This window comes from Thalassotalea nanhaiensis, from assembly GCF_031583575.1.
GTDB lineage: Bacteria > Pseudomonadota > Gammaproteobacteria > Enterobacterales > Alteromonadaceae > Thalassotalea_A > Thalassotalea_A nanhaiensis.
Map to the genome: position 1 here is coordinate 4,091,073 of NZ_CP134146.1, position 20,981 is coordinate 4,112,053.

Annotated in this window: 23 protein-coding genes and 2 pseudogenes; 3 read left to right on the top strand and 22 right to left on the bottom strand. The window is 38.5% G+C overall.

The features are described 5' to 3' along the window. Positions 1 to 2 precede the first annotated feature (2 nt). From RI845_RS17755 to RI845_RS17810, 13 genes and pseudogenes are all read right to left on the bottom strand, one after another. Positions 3 to 1,592, bottom strand: a complete 1,590-nt coding sequence (locus RI845_RS17755; protein WP_348387507.1) for a cytochrome D1 domain-containing protein — start codon at positions 1,590 to 1,592, stop codon at positions 3 to 5. Between the two features lie 9 nt (positions 1,593 to 1,601). Further along, positions 1,602 to 2,453, bottom strand: coding sequence for a uroporphyrinogen-III C-methyltransferase (cobA, locus tag RI845_RS17760; RefSeq protein WP_348387508.1), 852 nt, complete (start codon positions 2,451 to 2,453; stop codon positions 1,602 to 1,604). Between the two features lie 18 nt (positions 2,454 to 2,471). Beyond that, positions 2,472 to 3,662 (bottom strand): heme d1 biosynthesis radical SAM protein NirJ, encoded by a 1,191-nt coding sequence (nirJ, locus tag RI845_RS17765; protein WP_348387509.1) that lies wholly within the window; start codon positions 3,660 to 3,662, stop codon positions 2,472 to 2,474. Positions 3,663 to 3,665: 3 nt separating this feature from the next. Continuing rightward, positions 3,666 to 4,208 carry a siroheme decarboxylase subunit beta gene (ahbB, locus tag RI845_RS17770; RefSeq protein ID WP_348387510.1) on the bottom strand — a complete coding sequence of 181 codons (543 nt, stop codon included), beginning with the start codon at positions 4,206 to 4,208 and terminating at the stop codon, positions 3,666 to 3,668. Next, a complete protein-coding gene (locus RI845_RS17775) occupies positions 4,183 to 4,626 on the bottom strand; it encodes an Lrp/AsnC family transcriptional regulator (protein ID WP_348387511.1) in 444 nt (147 codons plus the stop codon). Before RI845_RS17775 ends, ahbB (RI845_RS17770) begins: the two co-directional genes overlap by 26 nt. A 3-nt stretch (positions 4,627 to 4,629) precedes the next feature. Further along, positions 4,630 to 5,169 (bottom strand): siroheme decarboxylase subunit beta, encoded by a 540-nt coding sequence (ahbB, locus tag RI845_RS17780; protein ID WP_348387512.1) that lies wholly within the window; start codon positions 5,167 to 5,169, stop codon positions 4,630 to 4,632. Further along, positions 5,169 to 5,657, bottom strand: coding sequence for an Lrp/AsnC family transcriptional regulator (locus RI845_RS17785; protein WP_348387513.1), 489 nt, complete (start codon positions 5,655 to 5,657; stop codon positions 5,169 to 5,171). Before RI845_RS17785 ends, ahbB (RI845_RS17780) begins: the two co-directional genes overlap by 1 nt. 2 nt (positions 5,658 to 5,659) lie before the next feature. Further along, a complete protein-coding gene (locus tag RI845_RS17790) occupies positions 5,660 to 6,913 on the bottom strand; it encodes a cytochrome D1 domain-containing protein (RefSeq protein WP_348387514.1) in 1,254 nt (417 codons plus the stop codon). Then, positions 6,906 to 7,280: a c-type cytochrome gene (locus RI845_RS17795; RefSeq protein WP_348387515.1), complete on the bottom strand. Its 375-nt coding sequence runs from the start codon at positions 7,278 to 7,280 to the stop codon at positions 6,906 to 6,908. The genes RI845_RS17790 and RI845_RS17795 overlap by 8 nt, the downstream gene beginning before the upstream one ends. A 160-nt stretch (positions 7,281 to 7,440) precedes the next feature. Beyond that, complete coding sequence (locus tag RI845_RS17800) at positions 7,441 to 7,767, bottom strand: cupredoxin domain-containing protein (RefSeq protein ID WP_348387516.1); 327 nt, start codon at positions 7,765 to 7,767, stop codon at positions 7,441 to 7,443. Positions 7,768 to 7,870: 103 nt separating this feature from the next. Then, positions 7,871 to 9,082: an ethylbenzene dehydrogenase-related protein gene (locus tag RI845_RS17805; RefSeq protein WP_405054133.1), complete on the bottom strand. Its 1,212-nt coding sequence runs from the start codon at positions 9,080 to 9,082 to the stop codon at positions 7,871 to 7,873. A 30-nt stretch (positions 9,083 to 9,112) separates the two neighbouring features. After that, positions 9,113 to 9,664 (bottom strand): annotated as a pseudogene (locus RI845_RS18835) (NapC/NirT family cytochrome c); the annotation flags it as partial. 133 nt (positions 9,665 to 9,797) lie between these two features. Then, the gene (locus RI845_RS17810; RefSeq protein WP_348387518.1) at positions 9,798 to 11,426 is read right to left on the bottom strand and encodes a cytochrome D1 domain-containing protein; all 1,629 of its coding nucleotides are present in this window, start codon (positions 11,424 to 11,426) and stop codon (positions 9,798 to 9,800) included. A 350-nt stretch (positions 11,427 to 11,776) separates the two neighbouring features. On the opposite strand from RI845_RS17810, the gene RI845_RS17815 reads away from it, so the two are divergent. After that, a complete protein-coding gene (locus RI845_RS17815) occupies positions 11,777 to 12,343 on the top strand; it encodes a bacteriohemerythrin (RefSeq protein ID WP_348387519.1) in 567 nt (188 codons plus the stop codon). A 63-nt stretch (positions 12,344 to 12,406) separates the two neighbouring features. On the opposite strand, the gene RI845_RS17820 is transcribed toward RI845_RS17815, so the two are convergent. Together RI845_RS17820 and RI845_RS17825 are read right to left on the bottom strand one after the other, a co-directional pair. After that, positions 12,407 to 12,601: a DnrP protein gene (locus tag RI845_RS17820; RefSeq protein ID WP_348387520.1), complete on the bottom strand. Its 195-nt coding sequence runs from the start codon at positions 12,599 to 12,601 to the stop codon at positions 12,407 to 12,409. A 9-nt stretch (positions 12,602 to 12,610) separates the two neighbouring features. Next, positions 12,611 to 14,443: a nitric oxide reductase activation protein NorD gene (locus RI845_RS17825; protein WP_348387521.1), complete on the bottom strand. Its 1,833-nt coding sequence runs from the start codon at positions 14,441 to 14,443 to the stop codon at positions 12,611 to 12,613. A gap of 221 nt (positions 14,444 to 14,664) precedes the next feature. Between RI845_RS17825 and RI845_RS17830 the strand changes: the two genes are divergently transcribed. Beyond that, positions 14,665 to 14,886, top strand: coding sequence for a TA system antitoxin ParD family protein (locus tag RI845_RS17830; protein ID WP_348387522.1), 222 nt, complete (start codon positions 14,665 to 14,667; stop codon positions 14,884 to 14,886). Next, positions 14,879 to 15,169 (top strand): annotated as a pseudogene (locus tag RI845_RS17835) (type II toxin-antitoxin system RelE/ParE family toxin). Before RI845_RS17830 ends, RI845_RS17835 begins: the two are co-directional and overlap by 8 nt. A gap of 210 nt (positions 15,170 to 15,379) precedes the next feature. On the opposite strand, the gene RI845_RS17840 reads toward RI845_RS17835, so the two are convergent. From RI845_RS17840 to RI845_RS17870, 7 genes are all read right to left on the bottom strand, one after another. After that, a complete protein-coding gene (locus RI845_RS17840) occupies positions 15,380 to 16,021 on the bottom strand; it encodes a hypothetical protein (protein ID WP_348387523.1) in 642 nt (213 codons plus the stop codon). A 502-nt stretch (positions 16,022 to 16,523) separates the two neighbouring features. Further along, on the bottom strand, positions 16,524 to 17,039 hold the full coding sequence (locus RI845_RS17845; RefSeq protein WP_348387524.1) for a rod shape-determining protein MreB: 516 nt from the start codon (positions 17,037 to 17,039) through the stop codon (positions 16,524 to 16,526). 109 nt (positions 17,040 to 17,148) lie between these two features. Continuing rightward, positions 17,149 to 17,478 carry a hypothetical protein gene (locus RI845_RS17850; RefSeq protein WP_348387525.1) on the bottom strand — a complete coding sequence of 110 codons (330 nt, stop codon included), beginning with the start codon at positions 17,476 to 17,478 and terminating at the stop codon, positions 17,149 to 17,151. A 284-nt stretch (positions 17,479 to 17,762) separates the two neighbouring features. Beyond that, positions 17,763 to 19,151 (bottom strand): cbb3-type cytochrome c oxidase subunit I, encoded by a 1,389-nt coding sequence (locus tag RI845_RS17855; RefSeq protein ID WP_348387526.1) that lies wholly within the window; start codon positions 19,149 to 19,151, stop codon positions 17,763 to 17,765. Positions 19,152 to 19,156: 5 nt separating this feature from the next. Next, entirely contained in the window at positions 19,157 to 19,597 is a 441-nt protein-coding gene (locus RI845_RS17860; RefSeq protein WP_348387527.1) for a c-type cytochrome, read from the bottom strand. Between the two features lie 154 nt (positions 19,598 to 19,751). Next, positions 19,752 to 20,102, bottom strand: coding sequence for a hypothetical protein (locus tag RI845_RS17865; protein ID WP_348387528.1), 351 nt, complete (start codon positions 20,100 to 20,102; stop codon positions 19,752 to 19,754). A 59-nt stretch (positions 20,103 to 20,161) separates the two neighbouring features. Next, positions 20,162 to 20,980 (bottom strand): CbbQ/NirQ/NorQ/GpvN family protein, encoded by an 819-nt coding sequence (locus RI845_RS17870; protein ID WP_348387529.1) that lies wholly within the window; start codon positions 20,978 to 20,980, stop codon positions 20,162 to 20,164. Between the last annotated feature and the right edge of the window lies 1 nt (position 20,981).

Consider the following 20,981-nt stretch of genomic DNA (forward strand, 5'->3'; position numbering starts at 1 on the left):
CTTTAATGACTAGTTCCGCGTTCATAATGAGTTTTATTATAAACATTATACTTACCAGACGGCTTCTTCATCGGTAATCGTTTGATTTCTTTCAAACTATTAGCATCATACACAATGACTTCACCATCATTATCCCAAATGCTCAATAATACGTATTTTCCGTCTTTGGTAAATTCAACATGCGCAGCTGTTTTACCCGGTGACGGTGCTAAAGTTTTAACGATCTCTAATGTATCTTTTTTAATGATATGAACTTTTTCTTTATTTGGACCAAAAAACACATCAACCCAAGCATACGGTGATTTACTATGACTGCGCATAAAAAATCCAGGACCTTCGGTTTCAATTTCTTTGATCACTTGCCAGTTGTCCATATCAATAACAGTCACTCGGCCATCTTTGATATTTGGTGAGGCAAATACCTGTTTTCCCTGATAGTCCCAAGTAATGCCTGAGCCTAAATGTGGCATGCCCGCCATTTCAATGGTTGCAACTTTCTTTTTTGCATCCAAATTAATCACTTGCCCATTTTGACTGTCGCGTGAAGCACCAATTAAATTTATATACTCAGGATCAAAGAAGAAATCATCGAGGTAGTCTTCAGTTGTTATGCGTCGAATTGGGAATTGCTCTTCACTCTTCCAATTTTCAACTTTTCCTTCACCACCATCTTTTCGATAATCGTGCGCCCAACCTTTATAAACCTCAACACCACCTGCTGAGCTGTAAGGTATCTCCCAAACTTCTTTCACATCTTTTAACGCGACAATGAAGCTTGTTCTTGGAGGAGCGTTATAAACGGCACTAACTCGAGATGATTTACCGTCTTTATCGGCTGTAGGTACCACTTTAATCGGCGTTAGGTTTTCAGTATCTAAAATTACAATATTATGCGGCAGGTAATTACCAACAATGGCGTATTTTCCATCTGATGAAACTGCCATATTTCGAGTGTTGATACCGGCGCGGATCTCCGCCACAGTTTTCATATTGTAAATATCATATTTACTGATCCAACCGTCACGTGAGGCAAAATAAACAAACCGCCCATCTGGGGAATATTTAGGACCACCATGAAGTGCAAAGCGGGTTTTGAAGCGTGTTATTGGCTCAAATGTATCACCATTTAATAAAGTAGCTGAGTGATCGCCAAGCTCCACCACGATAAATAAATTCATTAAATCAGCATCAAATTGCGGTTCATTTGGTAATGTACTTTGATCAAAATGCTGCACATGAGAAGCATTAATATCTGCCAAGCTCCACTCTGGTACCGTTTCAGCCGGCGTGTAAATATACTCGACCAGTTGGTCAATATCATCTTTAGATAATGTTTGTGCAAAAGCGGGCATTTGCGTAGCGACACGCCCCTTACTTATAACACCACTGGCTTTATTTTTACGTAGTCGCGATAGATTTTCTGGAAATAACGCCGGTCCCATACTGCCCATACGATTTAAGCCATGACAGCTTTGACAGTGTTGCTGATAAAGTTGTTCAGCATTTTGTTTTTCTGCTGCGAAAACACTATAACTGAGCAGTAAGGTAATACCTGTAACAAGTATATTTACAATGGATGTTTTATTGTTCATTAGTAATTCCTATCCAACGGATAACTCAGGGATTTGGCTAAACGGTTGCGCTGCATTTTCCGCTTGAAAATATCCCACTCCGGCAACGTGTTTAGGATCAAGTTGCTCAACGACATTGCCAACAACGATAAGCGCAGGTGGCTTAATATCATTATCAATAACCATTTTCTCAAGCGAGCCTAATGTGCCTCTGAACACTTGTTGATCAACTCTGGTGCCTTGTCTGATTATTGCAGCAGGTGTACTGCCAACACGGCCATGCTCGATCAGTTTTTCTGAAATCATTTTCACCGCGCTTATGCCCATATAAAACACCACAGTTTGGTTGTCATTATTCAAGCTTTGCCAAGGTAATACTAACTGACCATCATTTTGCAAATGTCCGGTAACAAAAGTACAACATTGAGAAACTCCGCGATGTGTTAACGGGATCCCAGCATATGTTGTCGCTGCGGAAGCGGCGGTAATACCTGATAACACATGGCAATTCACGCCGTGTTTAAGCAAGTGCTCAGCTTCTTCACTGCCGCGACCAAAAATAAACGGATCGCCACCCTTTAAACGTAAAACACGTTTATTTTGCAATGCATAATCCACCAAAACTCGATTAATGTCCCCTTGCGGTACGCAATGTTTTGCCTGTTTTTTTCCTACGTAAAAACGTTCACAATCAGCAGGTAATAGGTCCATAATGTCATCGCTAACCAAGCGGTCATAAACAACAACTTCAGCTTGCGCGATAAAGCGTACCGCTTTCACTGTCAGTAATTCTGGGTCGCCAGGACCGGCACCAACTAACGCTACTTCGCCTTTAGCAAAGTTAGTTCGTTTAGCTATTTTATTAATAAGGAAATCAGCCATAATAAATTCTCTTTATTTTTAAATGTTGGTAACCGTAATTGCTTCACTTGCAACAGAAGTTAAACCAATTTCTTGATCGGTTAAGTAGCAGCCAGGATCTTCTGCCCATACATCACCAGACTGTGCAAAAGCTCTGGTACGAGTGTTGCCCCCACAAATATTTAAATATTCACATTTTGCGCAACGACCTTTAACTGGTCGCGGACTTTGTCTAAAACCAAGCATTAATGGGTCTTGAGTGTTTTTCCAAACATCTGAAAACTTTTCAGTTTTAACGTTACCAATAGGATGATTCCACCAATAGGTATCAGGATGAATAACACCGGTATTATCAATGTTTGCAACATTTACACCGCTGGCATTTCCGCCCCAATTGATTAATCGTTGTTCTAAATTGGCAACACGTTGTGGGTATTTATTTCCGAATTTCTTCATCGCCCATTGTAATAAAAACGGACCGTCTGCATCGTTATTACCGGTAACAAAATCGCTTTCAATACCCTGCTCTAAATGTGACCATGCACGTTCAAATAATTGTTCCATTGCACCTTTAGTCATGGCAAACATTGCATCATTTTCAGCACTGCGTTTGCCTCGGCCAGAATAGTTTAAATGTGATAAATAAAATTTATCAATTTTGTGCAATTCCATTAAATCGAGAATCGCCGGCAAATCATCGTAGTTTTCTCTTGTTAGGCATAAGCGCATACCTACTTTTATTCCCGCTTCTTTGCATAATTTCAGTGCATGCATTGATGTTTTAAAACTACCTTTCTGACGACGAAATTCGTCATGAAACTCTTCTAAACCGTCAATGCTTATACCAACATACTGATAATCTGCAGCTTTAATCTTCTCAATGTTTTCTTCGTTAATTAATGTGCCGTTCGTTGATAGAGCAACATAAAAGCCTTTCGCTTTTGCATAGGCTGTTATTTCATATATATCAGGTCGTAATAACGGCTCTCCCCCAGAAAGAATAAGAACCGGCACTTGAGCCACTTTTAAATCATCGATGGTTGCCTTTATTTGCTCAGTGCTAAGCTCATCTTTGAACTCAATATCAAGCGATGTTGAATAACAATGTTTGCATTGTAAATTACATCGACGGATCAGATTCCAGATGACTACTGGCCCCGGCATTTTCACCGCTTTACCTACAGGTAAATCATCATGTAATGTTTTCAATAATTGTGAAATTCTAAACATTTGTTATTCCTTTTTTGCTTGTAAACGCAAACCGGTTTTTTTTAATATCTTGCTACTGGTTAACATGTCATTTGTATTGTGTTTACCAGTTTGCAACACATCTTTTAACAACTCTTTGATCTGGGTCCTATATTCGCTAATTTGTTCGGCATTTTTACCATGGATCATGGCAAACAAATTGTAATTCCAATCAGGTAAACATCTTGGTCGTTGATAGCAATGACTAACAAAAGGCAGTCGACCGATCAATGCACCATAGTTTTTAACTTCATCATCCTGTACATCCCAAACAGTCATACCGTTAAAGGTGTAGCCGGCTCGATAATGATTAGGGACGGCAGCAATGCGTCTGATCACTCCCCGTTCCAGTAAATCCTCACTCATCGCCAATACGTCATTCACACTCATATTTAGTTTTTCGGCCAGCAAGTGGTAAGGTTTACTTACAATTGGCAAACCATTTTGAGTTAACAAGATAAATTCACGTTCGATTGCGGTTAATGGCGCTTTTTTTCTTTCTCTAGACTGGTAAGTAGAGTCCAACATAAAACTCTTCCTCCTTTGGAAAATCATAGACTGACAAAGAGCTTTTCTGCTCTATTTCTTTTATTACCGATTGAATTTCTTGTTGCGATTCACAGGCGACAACAAACCACATATTTAAACGATGTTGGCGTTTATAATTGTGTGCAACTTGACTAAATGCATTCACGATTTCAGTCACTTGCTCGAATCGTTCTTCAGGTACTTGCATGGCTGCCAAGGTGAAGGCACCACCTAGGCTCGCAGCGTCATACATTGGGCCGAAACGACTTAACAAGCCATCTTCAAGCATATTCTGTAACTTATTAATAACCTGCTCTTCAGTACAATCCAACTCTTTGGCAATATCGGTAAACGGCTGTTCACTAATCGGTATTCCACGCTGAGTACGGTTCAGTATTTTCTTGTCTAATGCATCCATAAATTATTTTCCTGATGCCGAGGTATGACTGTATTTGCCCCCTCGCTGCTTATAAGCTTTATTGCTAAATAGTATTTTTTTATCAATGTTTGCCAGTTCATCGTGCTGGCATATCTCATTTAGCTGGTCGATCACCTGAGAGCGAGTTTTTCCATGTATCATGCAAAATAAGTTGTATGGCCAATCAGGTAACACACGTGGACGGCGGTAACATAGAGTCACGACTTTTTGCTTTGATAATATTGCGGCTACATCATCAACGCTTTTATCATTTACGTTCCAAACCACCATTGCATTGGCCACATAACCCAACTTTCGATGACGAATAACCAAGCCAAAACGACGGATCATTCCTTGCTCTTGCCAATCTTCAATTGTCGAGATCACTTGCTTTTCGCTAATGTTTAAATACTTGGCAAGGGCGTCATACGGTTTGGCAACCAATGGCAAACCCTGTTCAATTGCAGCAAATAATTGCAATTGCTGTTGTGGGGTTAATGTCTGTGATTCAATATTGTCGAATCTTAATTGCTGTGCTGTCATCATCGCTTCCTTGTGTGTTCGGAGAACTCAATATTAAAACCAAGATCGATATGATATGCCTGTTCCATTGGCAGTATTAATGGCTTAAAACCTGTTTCTCGATGTATATGGGCTAAACATTGCGTCAATGCATCTTCATTGGCGGCAGTGGCAACAAACCAAAGGTTATAGCTATGCTCTCGGGCATAATTGTGATTCACCTGAGTAAACTGATTTACCTTTTTTGCAATCTCATCTAATTGCTCATCAGGAACAGCTAATGCTGCCAAAGTGCTGGCACCTGCTTGTTGATGGTTAAACACTGGACCTAACCGAGACAGTACTTGTTGGTCTTGCAGATTTTGAAAGCACTCGATCACTGTTTCTTCAGTACTATTAAAGCGATTCGCCAATTCCAAAAAAGGTCGATTACATAATGGAAAACCTTTTTGGTAAGCATTGATTATTTGCTGACTTAAGGTATCTAAAATGACATTACAATCATTCATTGTTACAGGCCTATTTGATGAGCTCTGTTGGTGAAGAAAATACCACTCGGACTTTGTGCCGATAATTTTTTCAGCAATTCAAAATTTTTGCTGTCATATATTTGAATTTCATCGCTATCTCGAACCGACATCCACACGTGTTCGCCACGTGGTGTAAATTCCATATGAAGAACACCTGGCCCTGGAGTTAGTGTTTTAATAAGGTTTTGAGTTTTTGTATCGATAACTTGAATGGTATCGTTTAACGGAAAAGCAAAGTTAACCCACACTTGTCTATTATCTGGCTGAGCCATAACAAACACTGGCTGTCCATGCACATCAATAGCACCAACTTGCTCCCAGGTTTGAGTATTTATAATTAATACTTTATGCAAACCTACCGCTGGAACATAAGCAAAATTTCCCGCCATCGCCCAACCTTCTAGATGGGGCATTTTATAAACCGGTAATTTTTTTTCTCCTTTACCGTAGCCATCAAGAATGCGCTTTACGCCTTGTTCAGGTGACCATAAGTCCAGCAATGCCATGCCATTTTCACCAAACAGCCCAGCAATATAATAACGGCCATCTGGGCTTATTAATGCATCATATGGATTAAGGCCAATATCGGTATATTTAGTAATTTCTATTTCAGCTTTTGATAAGTCTGCTATCCATATTTCATGACTATCAAATAAGCTAAATACAAATTTTTGTCCCGGTGCATCTACTAAACCAACCACTTTTGAACGCTTCAATGAGCCGTCTTTATTTCTCGGGTGATTGACCAGCTCGGTTGCCGGAATGTCAGCGACAAGCTCCAGAGTGTCGCTAGAAAATATTTTCACACCTCCAGGGGTGTAATTTGATACCGCAACAAACTTACCGTCTTGGCTAATAGCTCCGCCAATACTATTACCAGATTGAATAACACGCTTATCAATTTTGTTTTTCAATAAATCAATTTTTGTTAAGCCGCCATCTCGGCCAAAAACATAGCCAAAACGTTGATCGCGCGAGTAAACAATAGATGCATGTGATAAATCACCTAAACCGTCAATTTCTGCCAAACTGTTTTTATCAGTGTGATCAACAATTTTAACTTGTCCGGTGGCACGTTCGATAACTAAGCCAAGATCACCAGTAGCCCTCAATTTGGATTGTGTTAGCGTTGAAGTTGTTTCACTTTGTAATGAGGTATCGTTAAGTTGCTGACAACTCAAGGTTAATAAAGGTAATAGTACGCTCAAAAATAGCCGCTTTTTAGTGTTAGTCATTGTCTAGCCCTTTAATCAGTTGTTCTGCTATCCATTTCGCCTCTTGTTCGTTGAGAATGTCTTTCCAAGGCGGCATAGCAGTACCTGGGCGTCCTTCCATAATAGTAATGGTAAGAAAGTACTCAGGTTTATTAGTTAAATCTTGTGGTAGTAAAGAAGGTCCAAGACCACCCTTTAAGGTCATACCATGGCAAGAACCACAGTCTTGTTTAACCATATGGATAAGGTCTTTTTGACGTTGCAAGCTTAATTCATTGCCTGCTTCATCGGGGGTGACGGTTTTATGCAATACATTGGGAGAGGCTGAAACGATATTCAAACTGGCACAAAGGCAAATGCACGTGATCAAAATAGTAAAATATTTCATTGTCTAATCTCAGCTCCCTAAAAGGTAACTAAAATTTAACAATAAAATTGTTTGCATTTATTGTTTAAGATCACATTTTTTACAAAAAGTTACGTTTTTTTAACAGTGTTTTAGTATGCAATTTTAGCTTATGCATTAACTGAGCTTGTTAGGCCATAGGCTATTTTTTAACAATAACCACGCCAGTCATTTTCGGATGTGGACCACATAAATAAGGAAATTCACCAACATCGGTAAACACTTGCTCAAAACTATCACCGGGAAAAAGGTAGTCTGGTTCTTCTTGATAAAATTGCTTAAACCAAACATTATGATATTGCCGTTTCTCGATATTCTTCCAAATAACCTTATCGCCTGGTGCAATTGTGATGGTGGCAGGGATGAATTGCTTTTTATAAATTTCAACGACAACATCCTTAGCCATTAAAGTAGAACTAAATACAGCAAGTAAAACTACACTAAGCAACCTAATAAACGTACGTAACATCTTTACTCTCCTTAATAAGAAACCAATATCAACAACGAAATAAACCTCACAGCCTAAAACGATACGGTTTTAGCTCTGTGAGGTTTTGACGGCCTAGACTCGTCTACTGTTTAACGGCGTTAATTTCAGCTTCGTTGTTATCTAACGCCAATTTATAACCAAACGATACATGGTGATAGCGAGCATCAGAGTAATCGTCGTGGATTGCGAAACCAAAGTTGTAAACTTTACCTGCTTCGATAGACACATCACCCGGCTTTGATGAGATAAGTTTACGCTTAATTTCTACAGACCAAGTGCCGTTTTTAAGGCTGGCAACAGCTTGTGCTCCCTGGCCGCCATGCATCGATCTTTGATCCAATATTTGACCATCTTCGACTTGCTTAGTGCCAGAGCTGTAACGCACTATATCCATAAGTTGTTGCGCTTTTTGGTACTCAGCAATTTCTTCTGCGCTTTTAAGTTTGTCCCAACCACCAAGCGCTTTACCTCGACGACCTTTCAATTCTAATTTGCTGCGAGTTTCTTTAAGGTATTTAGTCACACCATTATTGAAATCTAGGCGTTTAGCTAAATCGCTGCCAGACAATACTTCTTGTTCAGGTGCAAATGGCATAGAGTTAGCATCAGCATGACACGTTCCCCAACAACCAGCACGATCTGCAAATTCAACATCGTCGCTAGCAATCATAAATGCCAGTTTCATTTTGTTTTCAGGGTCCATTTTACCGCCGTCAACAAATGGAGCTGGTGCATGTTCACCATCTGGCCAACTAAACTTCAAGTAAAGGCTTTCACTGTCATGGGTTGCTGCGATGCTAACATCGATACTGCCTCGCTTATTTGGAATAACATTTGGCTCAAGCTCTTTTTCACTTTCACCAGTAACAATATTTTGACCAATATCTGCAATTTCTTCAGCATGACATTCAATACAACGGTCACCTTTAGTAAAGGCGCGTTTACCACCGTGGTGTCGCCCTAAAATCCATTCGATTGAGGCTGTACCAGGGAAAAACACGCTGATATCCGTTGAACTGGCTTTATTCCAATTAACATTCAAACTATCAGCAGAAGCTGCTTTTGCAGCACTTGTACTAACTTTTTCTTTACTGCTACTTGCTTTTGCACTTTCTAAAGCGGTTGCAACAGCCTGCTCAATTTGCAATTGTACTTTTTCTTTTTCTGCTTGTGCTTTTGCTTTTTTCTCTGCGGCAATTGCCGCTTCTTTAGCTTCAACACGTGCTAAACCATCTTTGTATTCTTGTGGTACTTCTCGAATATAAGCCTCGACCGGAGCTTCCAACTCTTCCAACTGCTCATCTGTTAATTGATCACGAACATCGTGATGGGCAATACCCTTATGACAGTCGATACAGGTTTGGCCGGTTTCAAAGGCATTTAAATGTTGCTTACGTGCTCGCGGTTTTTGAAATTCGGGGTTCATTGATTCAAAGTTATGACAGTTTCGACACTCTCTGGAATCGGTATCTTTCATCGCTTTCCATACATTTTGAGCCAGTTCAAAGCGATGTTCGTTGAATTTTTCTGGTGTATCAATCTTTCCAGTTAGCCAAAAGAATACTTCTCTTGATGCTTGAATTTTTCGAACAATCTTATGAATCCATGGGCGTGGAACATGGCAATCTGGACAACCTGCACGTACACCTGTTCGATTGGAATAGTGAATTGTAGGTGTGTATTCTTTATATACGTTATCTTCCATTTCATGACAACCGATACAAAATTCGGTTGTGTTGGTAGCTTCCATAGCGGTATTAAAGCCACCCCAAAAAACAATGCCAACAACGAAAAATATCACTGCACCTGAAATAGTTGTACCAAGGATCAGCCTGCGAGACCAAAAGCTTGGTTTGTTTAATGTTTGATTTACCATAACTAACTCGTACTAAATGATGCCAATCAGACTAAACAATCAGACGTTCAATAATTATTTACTCTGATTGGCATAAAGCGAAAAAGTGTGAGCATAACTCTTGTTATGCTCACATTATCAGTAGAATTACTGATTAGGTTTTGTGGTTCATACGGTTGTAAACGTTGAACTTACCTGTTGGTGTAGTTAAGCCTTTAATGCGGTGTAACTCTTTAAGAGTCTTGGCATCATAAACTACGATTTCACCAGTAGGGTTCTTGTTATCTGTACGGTTCCACACAGATACCCAAACCTCAGAACCACCCTTGTTAAACTCAATATGAAGGGCAGCTTTACCTTCGTCTTCAGTTACACGGATTGTCTTAACAATTTCACGAGTTTTCTTATCAAAAACTTGCACTGATTGTTGTATTTCTGGCTCTGGGTGTTTCAGCTGATCAGCCCAAACAAAGTCTGAGTTTTCGTGAGTACGAATAAATGCGCCGGCACCATCAGTTTCCACTTCATAACAAAGTTCCCAAGCTTGATCAGGGTGTCCCATTGGGTCGTTACCCCAAACTGATACAAGACCAGTACCTAAGTGAGTTGTACCTGATACAGGCCCACATTCTTCATCATTCCAGTTAGCACCTGGACCAGGATGTGGAAGCGTATCAACATCGATCATTTTTTCTAAAGCTCTGTCTTTAGTATCAACAACTACCATTTTGTTAGATGCGTTAGCAGCAATTTGGAAGTAACGACCTGTTGGGTCGAAGAAGCCATCATGTAAGAATTCAGCAGAGCTAACCATAGTCACAGTCAGGTTGTCTAAATCTTTGTAATCAACTTGCCACATTTGTCCGGTTTCTTTTACAGCAACCATAAATGCAGATTCATTTGGAATAGTATAAATAGCCGCTACACGAGCTTCGTTTATAAACTCACCTTTAGTATTATATCCACGCGTTGAAACAACCTTCACTGGGTTTAGGGTTTCAGCATCCATAATAACGAAATGCGCAGGCCAGTAACCACCAGCAATTACGTATTTACCGTCACCAGATACAGCGATATCACGTGCGTCATAAGCCATTTTAGTTTCAGCAACTAACATTTTGTCAGGCGTTTGCCATAAATCAATTTTGTTAACTTTACCGTCACGACCAATGGTGTACCAGAAACGACCTACATCTTTGGCATGGTCTTTTTTGTGATGCTCTGTACCTTTGATTACGTGAACCGCATAACCAGTATCGATATGAGCAACAATTTCTTTAGTATCGCCATCAACGATTGCGGCTTTACCAGCATCACGTTCGATAACTACGAAGAAGTTTTCCCAGTTACGACCGTGCAATGGTTTTGCCGGGTAATCTTTAGGGGCTATATATTCCTTAGTGTGTGAACGCATTTGCTCTAAAGACATTTCCGGCGGTACCGGAGGGGTCATTTGGATGAATGTTGCAAGATTAGCTATTTCGTTTTCGGTGAACAAATCATCAAAGTTGTTCATCCCGCCTTCAGTACCTAAAGAAATAATTTTCTCTAAACGCTTTTGGCCTTTTTTAAGCATATTTTCAGGCTCTAGGTTTTTACCCGTTGCACCTTTACGTAAAACACCATGACAACCAGCACAACGCTGGAAATAATGTAATTGTGCTTTTTCAAAGTCTGCTTCTGATAATGTTGGCTCTGCCGCAGAAACGGTAAAACTCATACCACTAACGGCAAGTCCGACAGCAACGCTGAGCACTGAAACTCCATATTTTATTGCTTTCATTAGTATCTCTCCCGAGGTTATTTAAAATTTTATTTAAGGCAGAGAGCAAATTTAATAAACTTTAAATTTACTTTTAAATAGTCGAGAATTACTTTTAAAAGATTGCTTATAACCAACCAATTGGAACTAAAAAAACAATTTTATTTAGAAGCTAACTTAACTACTTGTTACGTTTCCACCTTCTGCGAATAACTATCCTCCAATAGAGCAAGAGATTATTTAACCTAGATCAAACTTTGTTAATCTTTTGTAATTTTTACTACTATTTTGTTAATAAAACTGCGCTTTTTGCTTTAGTATGAGTGAAACTATAAACCTAACTTAACCTTATATTTTTTATGGGTATTATTATGACTAACCGTTACAAAGCACTTATCTACGCAGCATTAATAGGGCTGATTACAGTGACTATTTTTCTAGGTTTTTTAATAGGCTTGGATAATAAATTATCATGGCTGTTAATTGGCGTTTTGCTTGTTATTCCTTGGATTTACAAGCAAACAAAACAAAGCAAAATTATAAAATGGAAAGCTGAATATTCTGTTGGGGTTGAATCGTTAGATCTTGATCACCAAAAGCTGATCACGCTACTGAATCAATTTAATACCGCATACGATTACGATATGGGCGAAGCTTTTGAACACGAAAGTTTAAGAGATTTAATCGCCTACACTGAGTATCACTTTTCTCGTGAAGAAAAAATGATGGCCGATAGTAGCTATCCTGATTTAGACGAGCACAAAAAACAGCATCAACTCATGATAGACAAAATTAGACAGATAGAGACAAAGTATCAACAAGTAGGTCATGACGCATTTCAGGAAGTGAGCGAGTTTTTAAGTGGCTGGTTAATTAACCATATCAACGGCACCGACAAACAGTACACTCAACATTTAAATAAAAACGGCATTAGTTAATTTTATACAAAAAAGCCCGGAACAAATACTATTTGTTCCGGGCTTTTGTTTAGTTGAGTAAAATTATCTAGGCAAGTAAAAAACCATAATTACACAGAAAATGGCTATCAGCCAAAATGCTTTACCAAAAAATTTTACTCCGCGTTTTCTATCTTCTGGGTGAAATTCGGCGATTGGCATGCCACAGTTACTGCAACTTTCACTACCATCTTGATTCATTGTTTGGCAATACAAACAGGGAATTTCATTATCAAGCATAAGCAACTCCTATTGTGAGGTTAACCGATGATAAATTTGTGGTAAACAAACAGGCAACTGCGATGGACTAAGCATGACAGAATAGCTATAACGACCAAAAATATAAGGCAAATATTCTTCAGCTTCTTGATCGATAGTGATACAAAAAGGTTTTAATCCAGCTTGTTTTGCTTCAATTATTGCCTGCTTGGTATCCTCTATACCAAACCTACCTTCATAATGGTCGATATCGTTTGGCTTGCCATCCGTTAAAATCAACAATAATTTTTGTGACGACTTTTGCTCAATCAATATTTTAGTCGCTTGCCTAATAGCAGCACCTATTCTGGTATAAAAGCCAGGGCGGATCGCTTGAATTCTTCCTCGCACATTGTCGTTATACGGCTCTTTGAAGTTCTTCAATAAACTAAAGCGAACGTGAGAACGCTTTACCGATGAAAAACCGTACATGGCAAAGTTATCTCCCACCACATTCAGCGCTTCACCAAACAGCAACATACTGTCACGAACAACATCAATGACTCGCATTTCATTATTTATATGTGAATCAGTAGACATAGATAAATCGGCAAGTAATAAACATGACAAATCTCGGTTATTACCTCTAAAGCTTTGGTAAAGACCTCTTTCCGCAGTTGGTGAAACCTGACGTTCAACATGAAAATCAAGCCAAGCGTTCAAATCTAACTCTTCACCCTGGGGTTGGCTTTTTAACCAATAACGCATAGTTTGCAACTGCTCAAATTGGGCTTGAATATTTTTAGCTGTTTTCTGTAAATGAACCGGCAATCCTTTAGCGACAGAGTCTTTAGGCAGCATAGGTTGTAATAAACAACGTTCACTAACTAATTGCTGCTTACGATAGTCCCATTCTGGTAATGTAATTCCTTCACCTAAAGGTAAATCATCTTCAGAGCTTGACGGTAAATCAAGATCCAGCTTGATACGGGCACTCTTTTGATCTTGTTGTTGGGATAAAGTAATTTTATCTAGATCTTCAGCAACGTTTTCACCATCATCGTCATCACTGTCGTCTGTACCACGATCAAGTTTGGCGAATTCACTCCAAGAAAATAAGCTTTCCAAGCGAAATATCATCATGCCGTCTCTACTATTAGAAGAATCGACTCGCTCGGTTTTTTTACGTGCAGTTTTATTGTGCTTTTTACTGTTTATATTCGTTGGCTCTTCAATGTCTTCATCAGCATATTCGGCTTGAATTTGCCCTTCAGTTTGTGTGGCAGGATAAAGCCATAAGAATACCGCTTGCGGTGCATAATTAACTCTAGGAAATGCTGAAACTGAGCCTGGATTGATTACTGCCTTAACAATCGCCTGCTCCATTTCTTGCTCGGCAATTGGCATTTTATCAACACAAGGACGTAGCTTAACAAACGCCGATGCTAAGCGTTGATACCTAGATTTTAATGAAGGGAATTTATCGAGTACATCAACCACTAATTGTTGATTATCTATGGCCCAGTGCTTAAAACGGCCATTGTGATTGGCAGCAAGCACGGCTAACCAAATATAAAGATCTTTATTAAGTTCAACTTCAGGAAAAACGGCAATAGACTCTGGTAATCTCAGACTGTCAGCATCTTGCCACGCGAGACTAATTTGTTGATTATCACCAGATATTTTTTGTAAAAAGCTACGTCTCGATAAATAATCACGATTACTTGCAGCTTCCACTCTTTTAACTGAATCTCCACCTAAGGCTCTAAAAACAACACCTACAGACTTACTCACTTGAGTAAACTCTACCCGTGCCAGGTCAAATTCAGTGCTGGCTTTACGGGTGATAAATTGATGCCAAACACTACCAATCCACTCTTCCATTACAACCCAATTACTTTAACGTTAATAATTAAACAGAATAACAAATTTGCAACATTAAACTCTGATGTGTATCAATAAAAGTAAGCTGAAAACCAAGTTCTTAAATTCGTAGGTATAGTGCCATTTGCCGTCAGTCATACTCCAACCCAATCACTGTGGCAATTTGCCACAATAATAGCAATTAGCTACAATTGATAAATGTATTCATATAAGAGGTTCTTATGGCAACAGCAAGTATTAGATTAGATGAAGAGTTAGTGCATAAAGCAACCATAATGGGTAAAGCTTTCAGTAGAACTACTCCTAAGCAAATTGAACATTGGGCTAAAATTGGTGAAATTATGGAAGATAATCCTGAATTATCTTATGAATTCGTAAAACAGGCCATTATTGCAAAAGCAGAAAAAGAAGCAGGTAAGCTAGAGAGCTATCAGTTTGACTAAAATAACTAACGTTCTTCAAACTCCAACGTTTAAAAGAACTGTTAAGAAATTGCATAAAAATCAGAAAGTAGATCTAGATAATGCAATTAGAGAGTTAATTAATGATCCATTTCTAGGTGAACAAAAGAAAGGTGACTTGTCTTTCTTGCGGGTTTATAAATTCAAAATGACAAAGCAATTAACATTACTTTGATACAGTTATGAAGATGGCAATGTCATATTAGAATTAATAAATTTAGGGTCGCATGAAAATTTCTATCGCGATATTAAAAAGTTAGTTTGAATGGTCGGCTAGGTGCCATTAACGTAGGTAGAGAAAATACGCCGTCATCCTCGAGGAGCCAAAGCGACATCGGGGACCTCATTAAGCGTATTGTGGATATAAAAAATTCAACCTCCTTAACTTGTTTCAGGATCTATTGAACGTCTCAAAAGTGCCAGTAGCTGCCACTCACTTATTTATGTCCCCCTATTATGGGTAATAACTTTTATTTTATAAAATCAGAATAAAGATTAATGGCCAGGACATAAGAAGACCTAAGAAAAACGTCCATCTAGATTGTAAGTTATTTACTCCAGAAAAGTCATGACTTTGGATTGAGCCATCTTTTAGACTGCTTAGTAATGAGCTTTCAGATATTGTGTATTCAACACCATTGCTATCAACAAAAACAGGCCATAATGAAACTCCCATGCTAGGGTGGGATGCACTTACTTTAGTCATACGCAAAGTTAATGGTGCTGTAAATCTACCTTTAATATCAGCGCGTGAATCACTCTCAATAAACTCTCTTTTCCATAGTGATAAATATTCAGAATCAGGATATTTAGCGTACCCCCAGGCGGCATCTATTTGGATTTCTGCTCCTATATTCGGGTAATACAAGGTGTTCATTTCTTTAGGGAGTAGAGGGATGCAGACTAGCGCGGTAACAATCAAAATCGCATTCCTAGTTTCTTTTTTATAACTAAGCAAACGAATACAAAATAAAACAACAAAAGGCAATGCGAAAAAGAAACTAGTGAAGCCATTATTTGCAGCACCACTTAATATAAAAATGAAGCAAATTGGCAATAGGAACCTATCTATAAATTTAAGTTCCAAGTACAAATTTTTCCACTTTAATGAATTCATGTCTGCTTAAGAAGCCCTTTTGTGAAGTTCAATAAATGCAATTGTTGCGTTTTTTTCAACGGCTGCTGCTCGCTCATTGTAGCCGTTCCACGAGCACTGAATATTCATTAATTATTTAATCTGCCTTCGTCTGAATTATAAAATAAAATAAAAAATATTAGCGCTAAACAAGTGATTATCATAAAGCTAAACATTCCCCAATATAAAAGTGGTGATTCAAATCTACTAACGTTTATAGCTCTAATGTATATTTCATCTTTAACTAACGATTCATAGAGATAATTCGGAATAATCAGGGCTACTACAAAGAATAATAGATCAATACGAGAATACTTTTTTTTCAACTTAAGCATTTAAATTATATCCTTTCAATCTCGAATGTGCGTCCATACCTCAGTGTTCCTGTGCTATTTTATAATTCTTTATCGGTCAGCTTCTCGCTCTTAGTAGACATTAACCTTTTCAATCAGTTAACGTCAAATTTGTGCCTAGAAACATTATCTCATTGAACGCTTGCAACGCTGACAATATCGTCTAGATTCTTCAAACTTTCCAAATTAATACTTTTAGTACACAGTGGGCTACCAGTGTATATAATTACTTCGTATGCACCAGCCCCTACCGCTAACTCTCTAAACGCTCGATCTTCAATTTGACTTAATCCACCTTCTAGCTTTTCCATCGGGTGAATTACTACTGTCGGGGCTGGTCTTAAGGCAAACTTCCCAATTAATGTATAGATGGCATGCTGTAGAATTTTCTCCGCCACATAAAAATTGTTAAGTAAAAAACGAGGATGAGAGAATGGGTTAATAGATTCTTCTTTAGAGGATGTTACATATTCGGCGTCATTACCAATTGCTGCAATAACCTTAACCCCTTTATTGTTTTCCTTTATCAAAACAAAAGGTTTTTCATCGAATTCCTTTCCTGATTTCGTATCTACAACCCTAATGCGGTTTTCCCATATTTGGACGTAAATTACAGAACTAAACTTGTTTAAAATTTTTCTAAGCATTTATAACTTCATCCTTGATTATACAGTTTTTGCATGTGCTTCAAATCGCTCATTTGAGCTGTTCAATTTCAATAAGTTACGCTAATTAGCATAACTACGCAAACCACTATTAAACAAGTTGTAGTGGACCTTCATAAATGAAAATTAAGCCAACGGTAATGCCAAAAAACATTCCCCATTGGTAAGCAAAAGCTTTTTTATATTTAGACCACCAAGGTATAAATCCACCCGCATATAAAAGAAACCACATAACAATAGGAACTATTTGTAAGTTATAAAAAGCAACAGTCACGGGAGCTGCAATAGCAAGCCCTACAAAAAAGCATTTCCATGTTTCTTTTTTGGGTGGTGGTGATTCGCCTTTCTTCAATGTTGAAAAGAAAAACGTGGCTACAACTAACGCAATAACCAATAAGATAGCTATTTGAAAAACGCTCATATTATTATTCTTTTAGGATTTGGCTTACGGCAGTTTATCGCTCTTTCTGCCCATAGGCTTTAGAATAATTTACGGTATAAACCTGAACGGTGCAAATGTTGTCATCTTCGATTTTTTGTAAACATACTACAATTGTTGAAGTGATAAGACAGGGTCACACACTTACGAGTTAGCTGAAACCTTTAATCCTTTACACTGCTTTTTTGCATTTAGTACTTCCAAATACAAAAAAGCCAGTTGCTTGCGCAACTGGCTTAGTTAGTTATGTTTACTTAAAACAAGTTTTAAGCGGTAGCTTTTTCTTTAACCCAAAAGCTTGAGATGTAAGCAATTAGACCTAATAAGAAAACAACACCAGCAACTTCACGCATCCAGTAGAATATAGCTAGTTTGTCTTGAGTAGCCATAAAGCTTAATGCTTCGCCAGTTTCTGGTAAACGTTGTAACCATACTTGTAATACACCAGCACCTGTTAAGAACAAGGTGATGAATACCATAGCAACAGTCATTAACCAGAATCCCCACATTTCACGTACTTGTGCACGGTTACAGTTTGCTTCACCGATACCACGTAACTTAGGCATAGCGAATGAAATAATCGTCATTACGATCATTGCATAAGCACCGTAAAACGCCATGTGACCATGGGCCGCGGTTATTTGTGAACCATGTGTGTAGTAGTTTACTGGAGATAAGGTATGTAAGAAGCCCCATACACCAGCCCCCAAGAATGCCATAACTGCAGTACCTAACGCCCATAAAGTAGCGGCTTTGTTAGGATGCTCGCGACGACGACGGTTAACCATATTAAAGGCGTACAATACCATAGCAAAGAACGGTAATGGTTCGATGGCTGAGAATATTGAACCTACCCATTGCCAGTACTCTGGAGTTGCTAACCAATAGAAGTGGTGACCTGTACCTAAGATACCTGAGATTAATGCCATGGCAATAATCACATATAACCATTTTTCAATAACTTCTCGGTCAACACCGGTAACTTTGATTAATACATAAGCTAGAATTGCACCCATGATTAATTCCCAAACACCTTCTACCCATAAATGAACTACGAACCACCAGAAGTATTTATCTAATGCCAAGTTAGTTGGATTGTAGAAAGCAAATAAGAAGAATACTGCTAAACCAATTAAACCGGTCATAAGCACCATGTTAATGGCTGTTTTGCGACCTTTTAATATCGTCATACCCAGGTTAAATAAGAAACCAAGACATACAACAACAATACCAAGCTTGGTAATGGTTGGCTGCTCTAGGAACTCACGCCCCATAGTCGGCCACAATTTATTAAGGGTAATATCAGCTAACGTAGAATACGGAACTAACAAGTAACCTAATATAGTTGCAACACCCGCTGCGGCAAAAACCCAAAATAAGATTATAGCCAGTTTCGGGCTATATAACTCAGTTTCAGCTTCTTCAGGAACTAAGTAATACGCTGATCCCATAAAGCCAAATAGCAGCCATACAATTAATAAGTTGGTATGTACCATGCGAGCTACGTTAAATGGAATTGCGCCAGCAAGGAAGTCACCTACAACATATTGTAAGCCCATTATTAGGCCAAATAAGATTTGCCCAACAAATAAGATTAAGGCGAAAACAAAATATGGTTTTGCAACAGCCTGTGATTGATATTTTAATGCATTCATCTGCCTTACCCTTCTATGTTTGGCGGCCAGCCGTTAACGTCCATTTCTGAGGTCCATTTTAAGAACTCAGCTAAATCTTCAATCTCTTGATCATTTAAATGGAAGTTAGGCATTTGACGACGACCAGGTATATTTAACGGTTGTGCTTTCATCCAACCACTGAAAAACATTTTAAAGCCGGCTTCGCCACCGCGACGTTGAAAAACATTACCAAGTTCTGGCGCAAAATATGCACCTTCACCCAGTAGGGAATGACAGCCAATACAATTATTCTCTTCCCAAAGGTGTTTACCACGCTCTACGGATTCGGTTATGTTTTGACGGTTGTCTCTTTTTGGCATTTCTTTTGTAGTATGAAAAGTTAAAGCAAGAAATATCAAAAGGAAGAAAACACTTCCGCCGTAATATATATTTCTCGCCATGCCTTTAGTAAAACTTTCTGACATGGGTTGCTCCCTTATAGTATTTAATAAAGCAAATACATCTTAAAACTCTATAGCGGGACAAATCTTGATAGAAATCAAACTAATGAATATTGTTGCAAAAATGTTTAAAAATACATTTATTTGTAAACAAAATTTTAATATTAAGGTGGATGAATTAGAAGATAGGTAGCTTTTTAACCATGCTACGAGCAAGGTTAAGCATACCAATTAACACAAAACCGGTATGCACAAGAATGAAATACAGCAACATTGCCATTAACTGAAATGGTGCTTCATCAGACAGTAAAATAAAGATTAAAGGGATAAAGACGACAAGCCCAACAACAACCGATAGTTGCACGGCACGATACAAGTGAACCCGTAACCAGGCGCGATGACTTTTGTATTTGAAGAACAGCCAAAGTAAGGCAATAAATGACAACCCTGGCAATATTAATAGATTAGCTAAAAATAGTGATTGGCAGGTTACGGCTAAATGTACGGATGATTTTGGATTTATTAACATAATGATCTCATACACTTAGACGTTATTTTAACTATAAACTTTAATAACCTGATAATACACTACGATTCATCAAAATATATTCTGGCAATATCCATTAACGCTTTAATTGTTTCTGGGTCATCTGATAATGGCTCTGCTAAACAAGATTTACAAACCTCTAACGGGTCCATGCCACTTGACATCATTTTGGCTGCATAAATCAATAAGCGGGTAGACACAACTTCATCTAAATCATTTTGTTCTAAGCGACGTAATGCTTGAGCAAGTTCAACTAAAGTAAAGGCTAAATGAGACTCAACGTTTGCTTCACTGATTAATATTTGCTGTTCTACTTCTTTTTCAGGATAGTCAAACCTTAACGCAACAAAGCGTTGTTTTGTACTAGGTTTCATGCCCTTTAATAAGTTTTGATAACCAGGGTTGTATGAAACAACCAGCATAAAATCAGGGTGTGCTTCTAGTAACTCCCCGGTTCGTTCTAGCGGTAAAATACGACGATTATCAGCTAACGGGTGCAATACAACAGTGGTATCTTTACGCGCTTCTACCACTTCATCAAGATAACAAATTCCCCCCTCACGAACAGCCCTTGTTAAGGGTCCATCTTGCCAATAAGTTCCATCTGCACCAATTAAGTGCCTGCCAACGAGATCTGCAGCAGTTAAGTCATCATGACAAGCAACCGTATAAAGCGGTTTATTCAATTTTTTTGCCATGTGCTCAATAAAGCGAGTTTTACCACAGCCCGTAGGACCTTTGATCAGAATTGGCAAATGATGTTGGTGAGCATACTCAAACAAAGACACTTCATTGTTTTGTTCTTTATAATACGGCACATCAATGGGGTCGGAAGTCAGTTTTAAATTTGTAGTACTCATA

Bases quoted from the DNA above. Each gene is read 5' to 3' on its own strand.
- RI845_RS17755 (WP_348387507.1), bottom strand. From the start codon at position 1,592: ATGAACAATAAAACATCCATTGTAAATATACTTGTTACAGGTATTACC.
- cobA (WP_348387508.1), bottom strand. From the start codon at position 2,453: ATGGCTGATTTCCTTATTAATAAAATAGCTAAACGAACTAACTTTGCT.
- nirJ (WP_348387509.1), bottom strand. From the start codon at position 3,662: ATGTTTAGAATTTCACAATTATTGAAAACATTACATGATGATTTACCT.
- ahbB (WP_348387510.1), bottom strand. From the start codon at position 4,208: ATGTTGGACTCTACTTACCAGTCTAGAGAAAGAAAAAAAGCGCCATTA.
- RI845_RS17775 (WP_348387511.1), bottom strand. From the start codon at position 4,626: ATGGATGCATTAGACAAGAAAATACTGAACCGTACTCAGCGTGGAATA.
- ahbB (WP_348387512.1), bottom strand. From the start codon at position 5,169: ATGACAGCACAGCAATTAAGATTCGACAATATTGAATCACAGACATTA.
- RI845_RS17785 (WP_348387513.1), bottom strand. From the start codon at position 5,657: ATGAATGATTGTAATGTCATTTTAGATACCTTAAGTCAGCAAATAATC.
- RI845_RS17790 (WP_348387514.1), bottom strand. From the start codon at position 6,913: ATGACTAACACTAAAAAGCGGCTATTTTTGAGCGTACTATTACCTTTA.
- RI845_RS17795 (WP_348387515.1), bottom strand. From the start codon at position 7,280: ATGAAATATTTTACTATTTTGATCACGTGCATTTGCCTTTGTGCCAGT.
- RI845_RS17800 (WP_348387516.1), bottom strand. From the start codon at position 7,767: ATGTTACGTACGTTTATTAGGTTGCTTAGTGTAGTTTTACTTGCTGTA.
- RI845_RS17810 (WP_348387518.1), bottom strand. From the start codon at position 11,426: ATGAAAGCAATAAAATATGGAGTTTCAGTGCTCAGCGTTGCTGTCGGA.
- RI845_RS17815 (WP_348387519.1), top strand. From the start codon at position 11,777: ATGACTAACCGTTACAAAGCACTTATCTACGCAGCATTAATAGGGCTG.
- RI845_RS17820 (WP_348387520.1), bottom strand. From the start codon at position 12,601: ATGCTTGATAATGAAATTCCCTGTTTGTATTGCCAAACAATGAATCAA.
- RI845_RS17825 (WP_348387521.1), bottom strand. From the start codon at position 14,443: ATGGAAGAGTGGATTGGTAGTGTTTGGCATCAATTTATCACCCGTAAA.
- RI845_RS17830 (WP_348387522.1), top strand. From the start codon at position 14,665: ATGGCAACAGCAAGTATTAGATTAGATGAAGAGTTAGTGCATAAAGCA.
- RI845_RS17840 (WP_348387523.1), bottom strand. From the start codon at position 16,021: ATGAATTCATTAAAGTGGAAAAATTTGTACTTGGAACTTAAATTTATA.
- RI845_RS17845 (WP_348387524.1), bottom strand. From the start codon at position 17,039: ATGCTTAGAAAAATTTTAAACAAGTTTAGTTCTGTAATTTACGTCCAA.
- RI845_RS17850 (WP_348387525.1), bottom strand. From the start codon at position 17,478: ATGAGCGTTTTTCAAATAGCTATCTTATTGGTTATTGCGTTAGTTGTA.
- RI845_RS17855 (WP_348387526.1), bottom strand. From the start codon at position 19,151: ATGAATGCATTAAAATATCAATCACAGGCTGTTGCAAAACCATATTTT.
- RI845_RS17860 (WP_348387527.1), bottom strand. From the start codon at position 19,597: ATGTCAGAAAGTTTTACTAAAGGCATGGCGAGAAATATATATTACGGC.
- RI845_RS17865 (WP_348387528.1), bottom strand. From the start codon at position 20,102: ATGTTAATAAATCCAAAATCATCCGTACATTTAGCCGTAACCTGCCAA.
- RI845_RS17870 (WP_348387529.1), bottom strand. From the start codon at position 20,980: ATGAGTACTACAAATTTAAAACTGACTTCCGACCCCATTGATGTGCCG.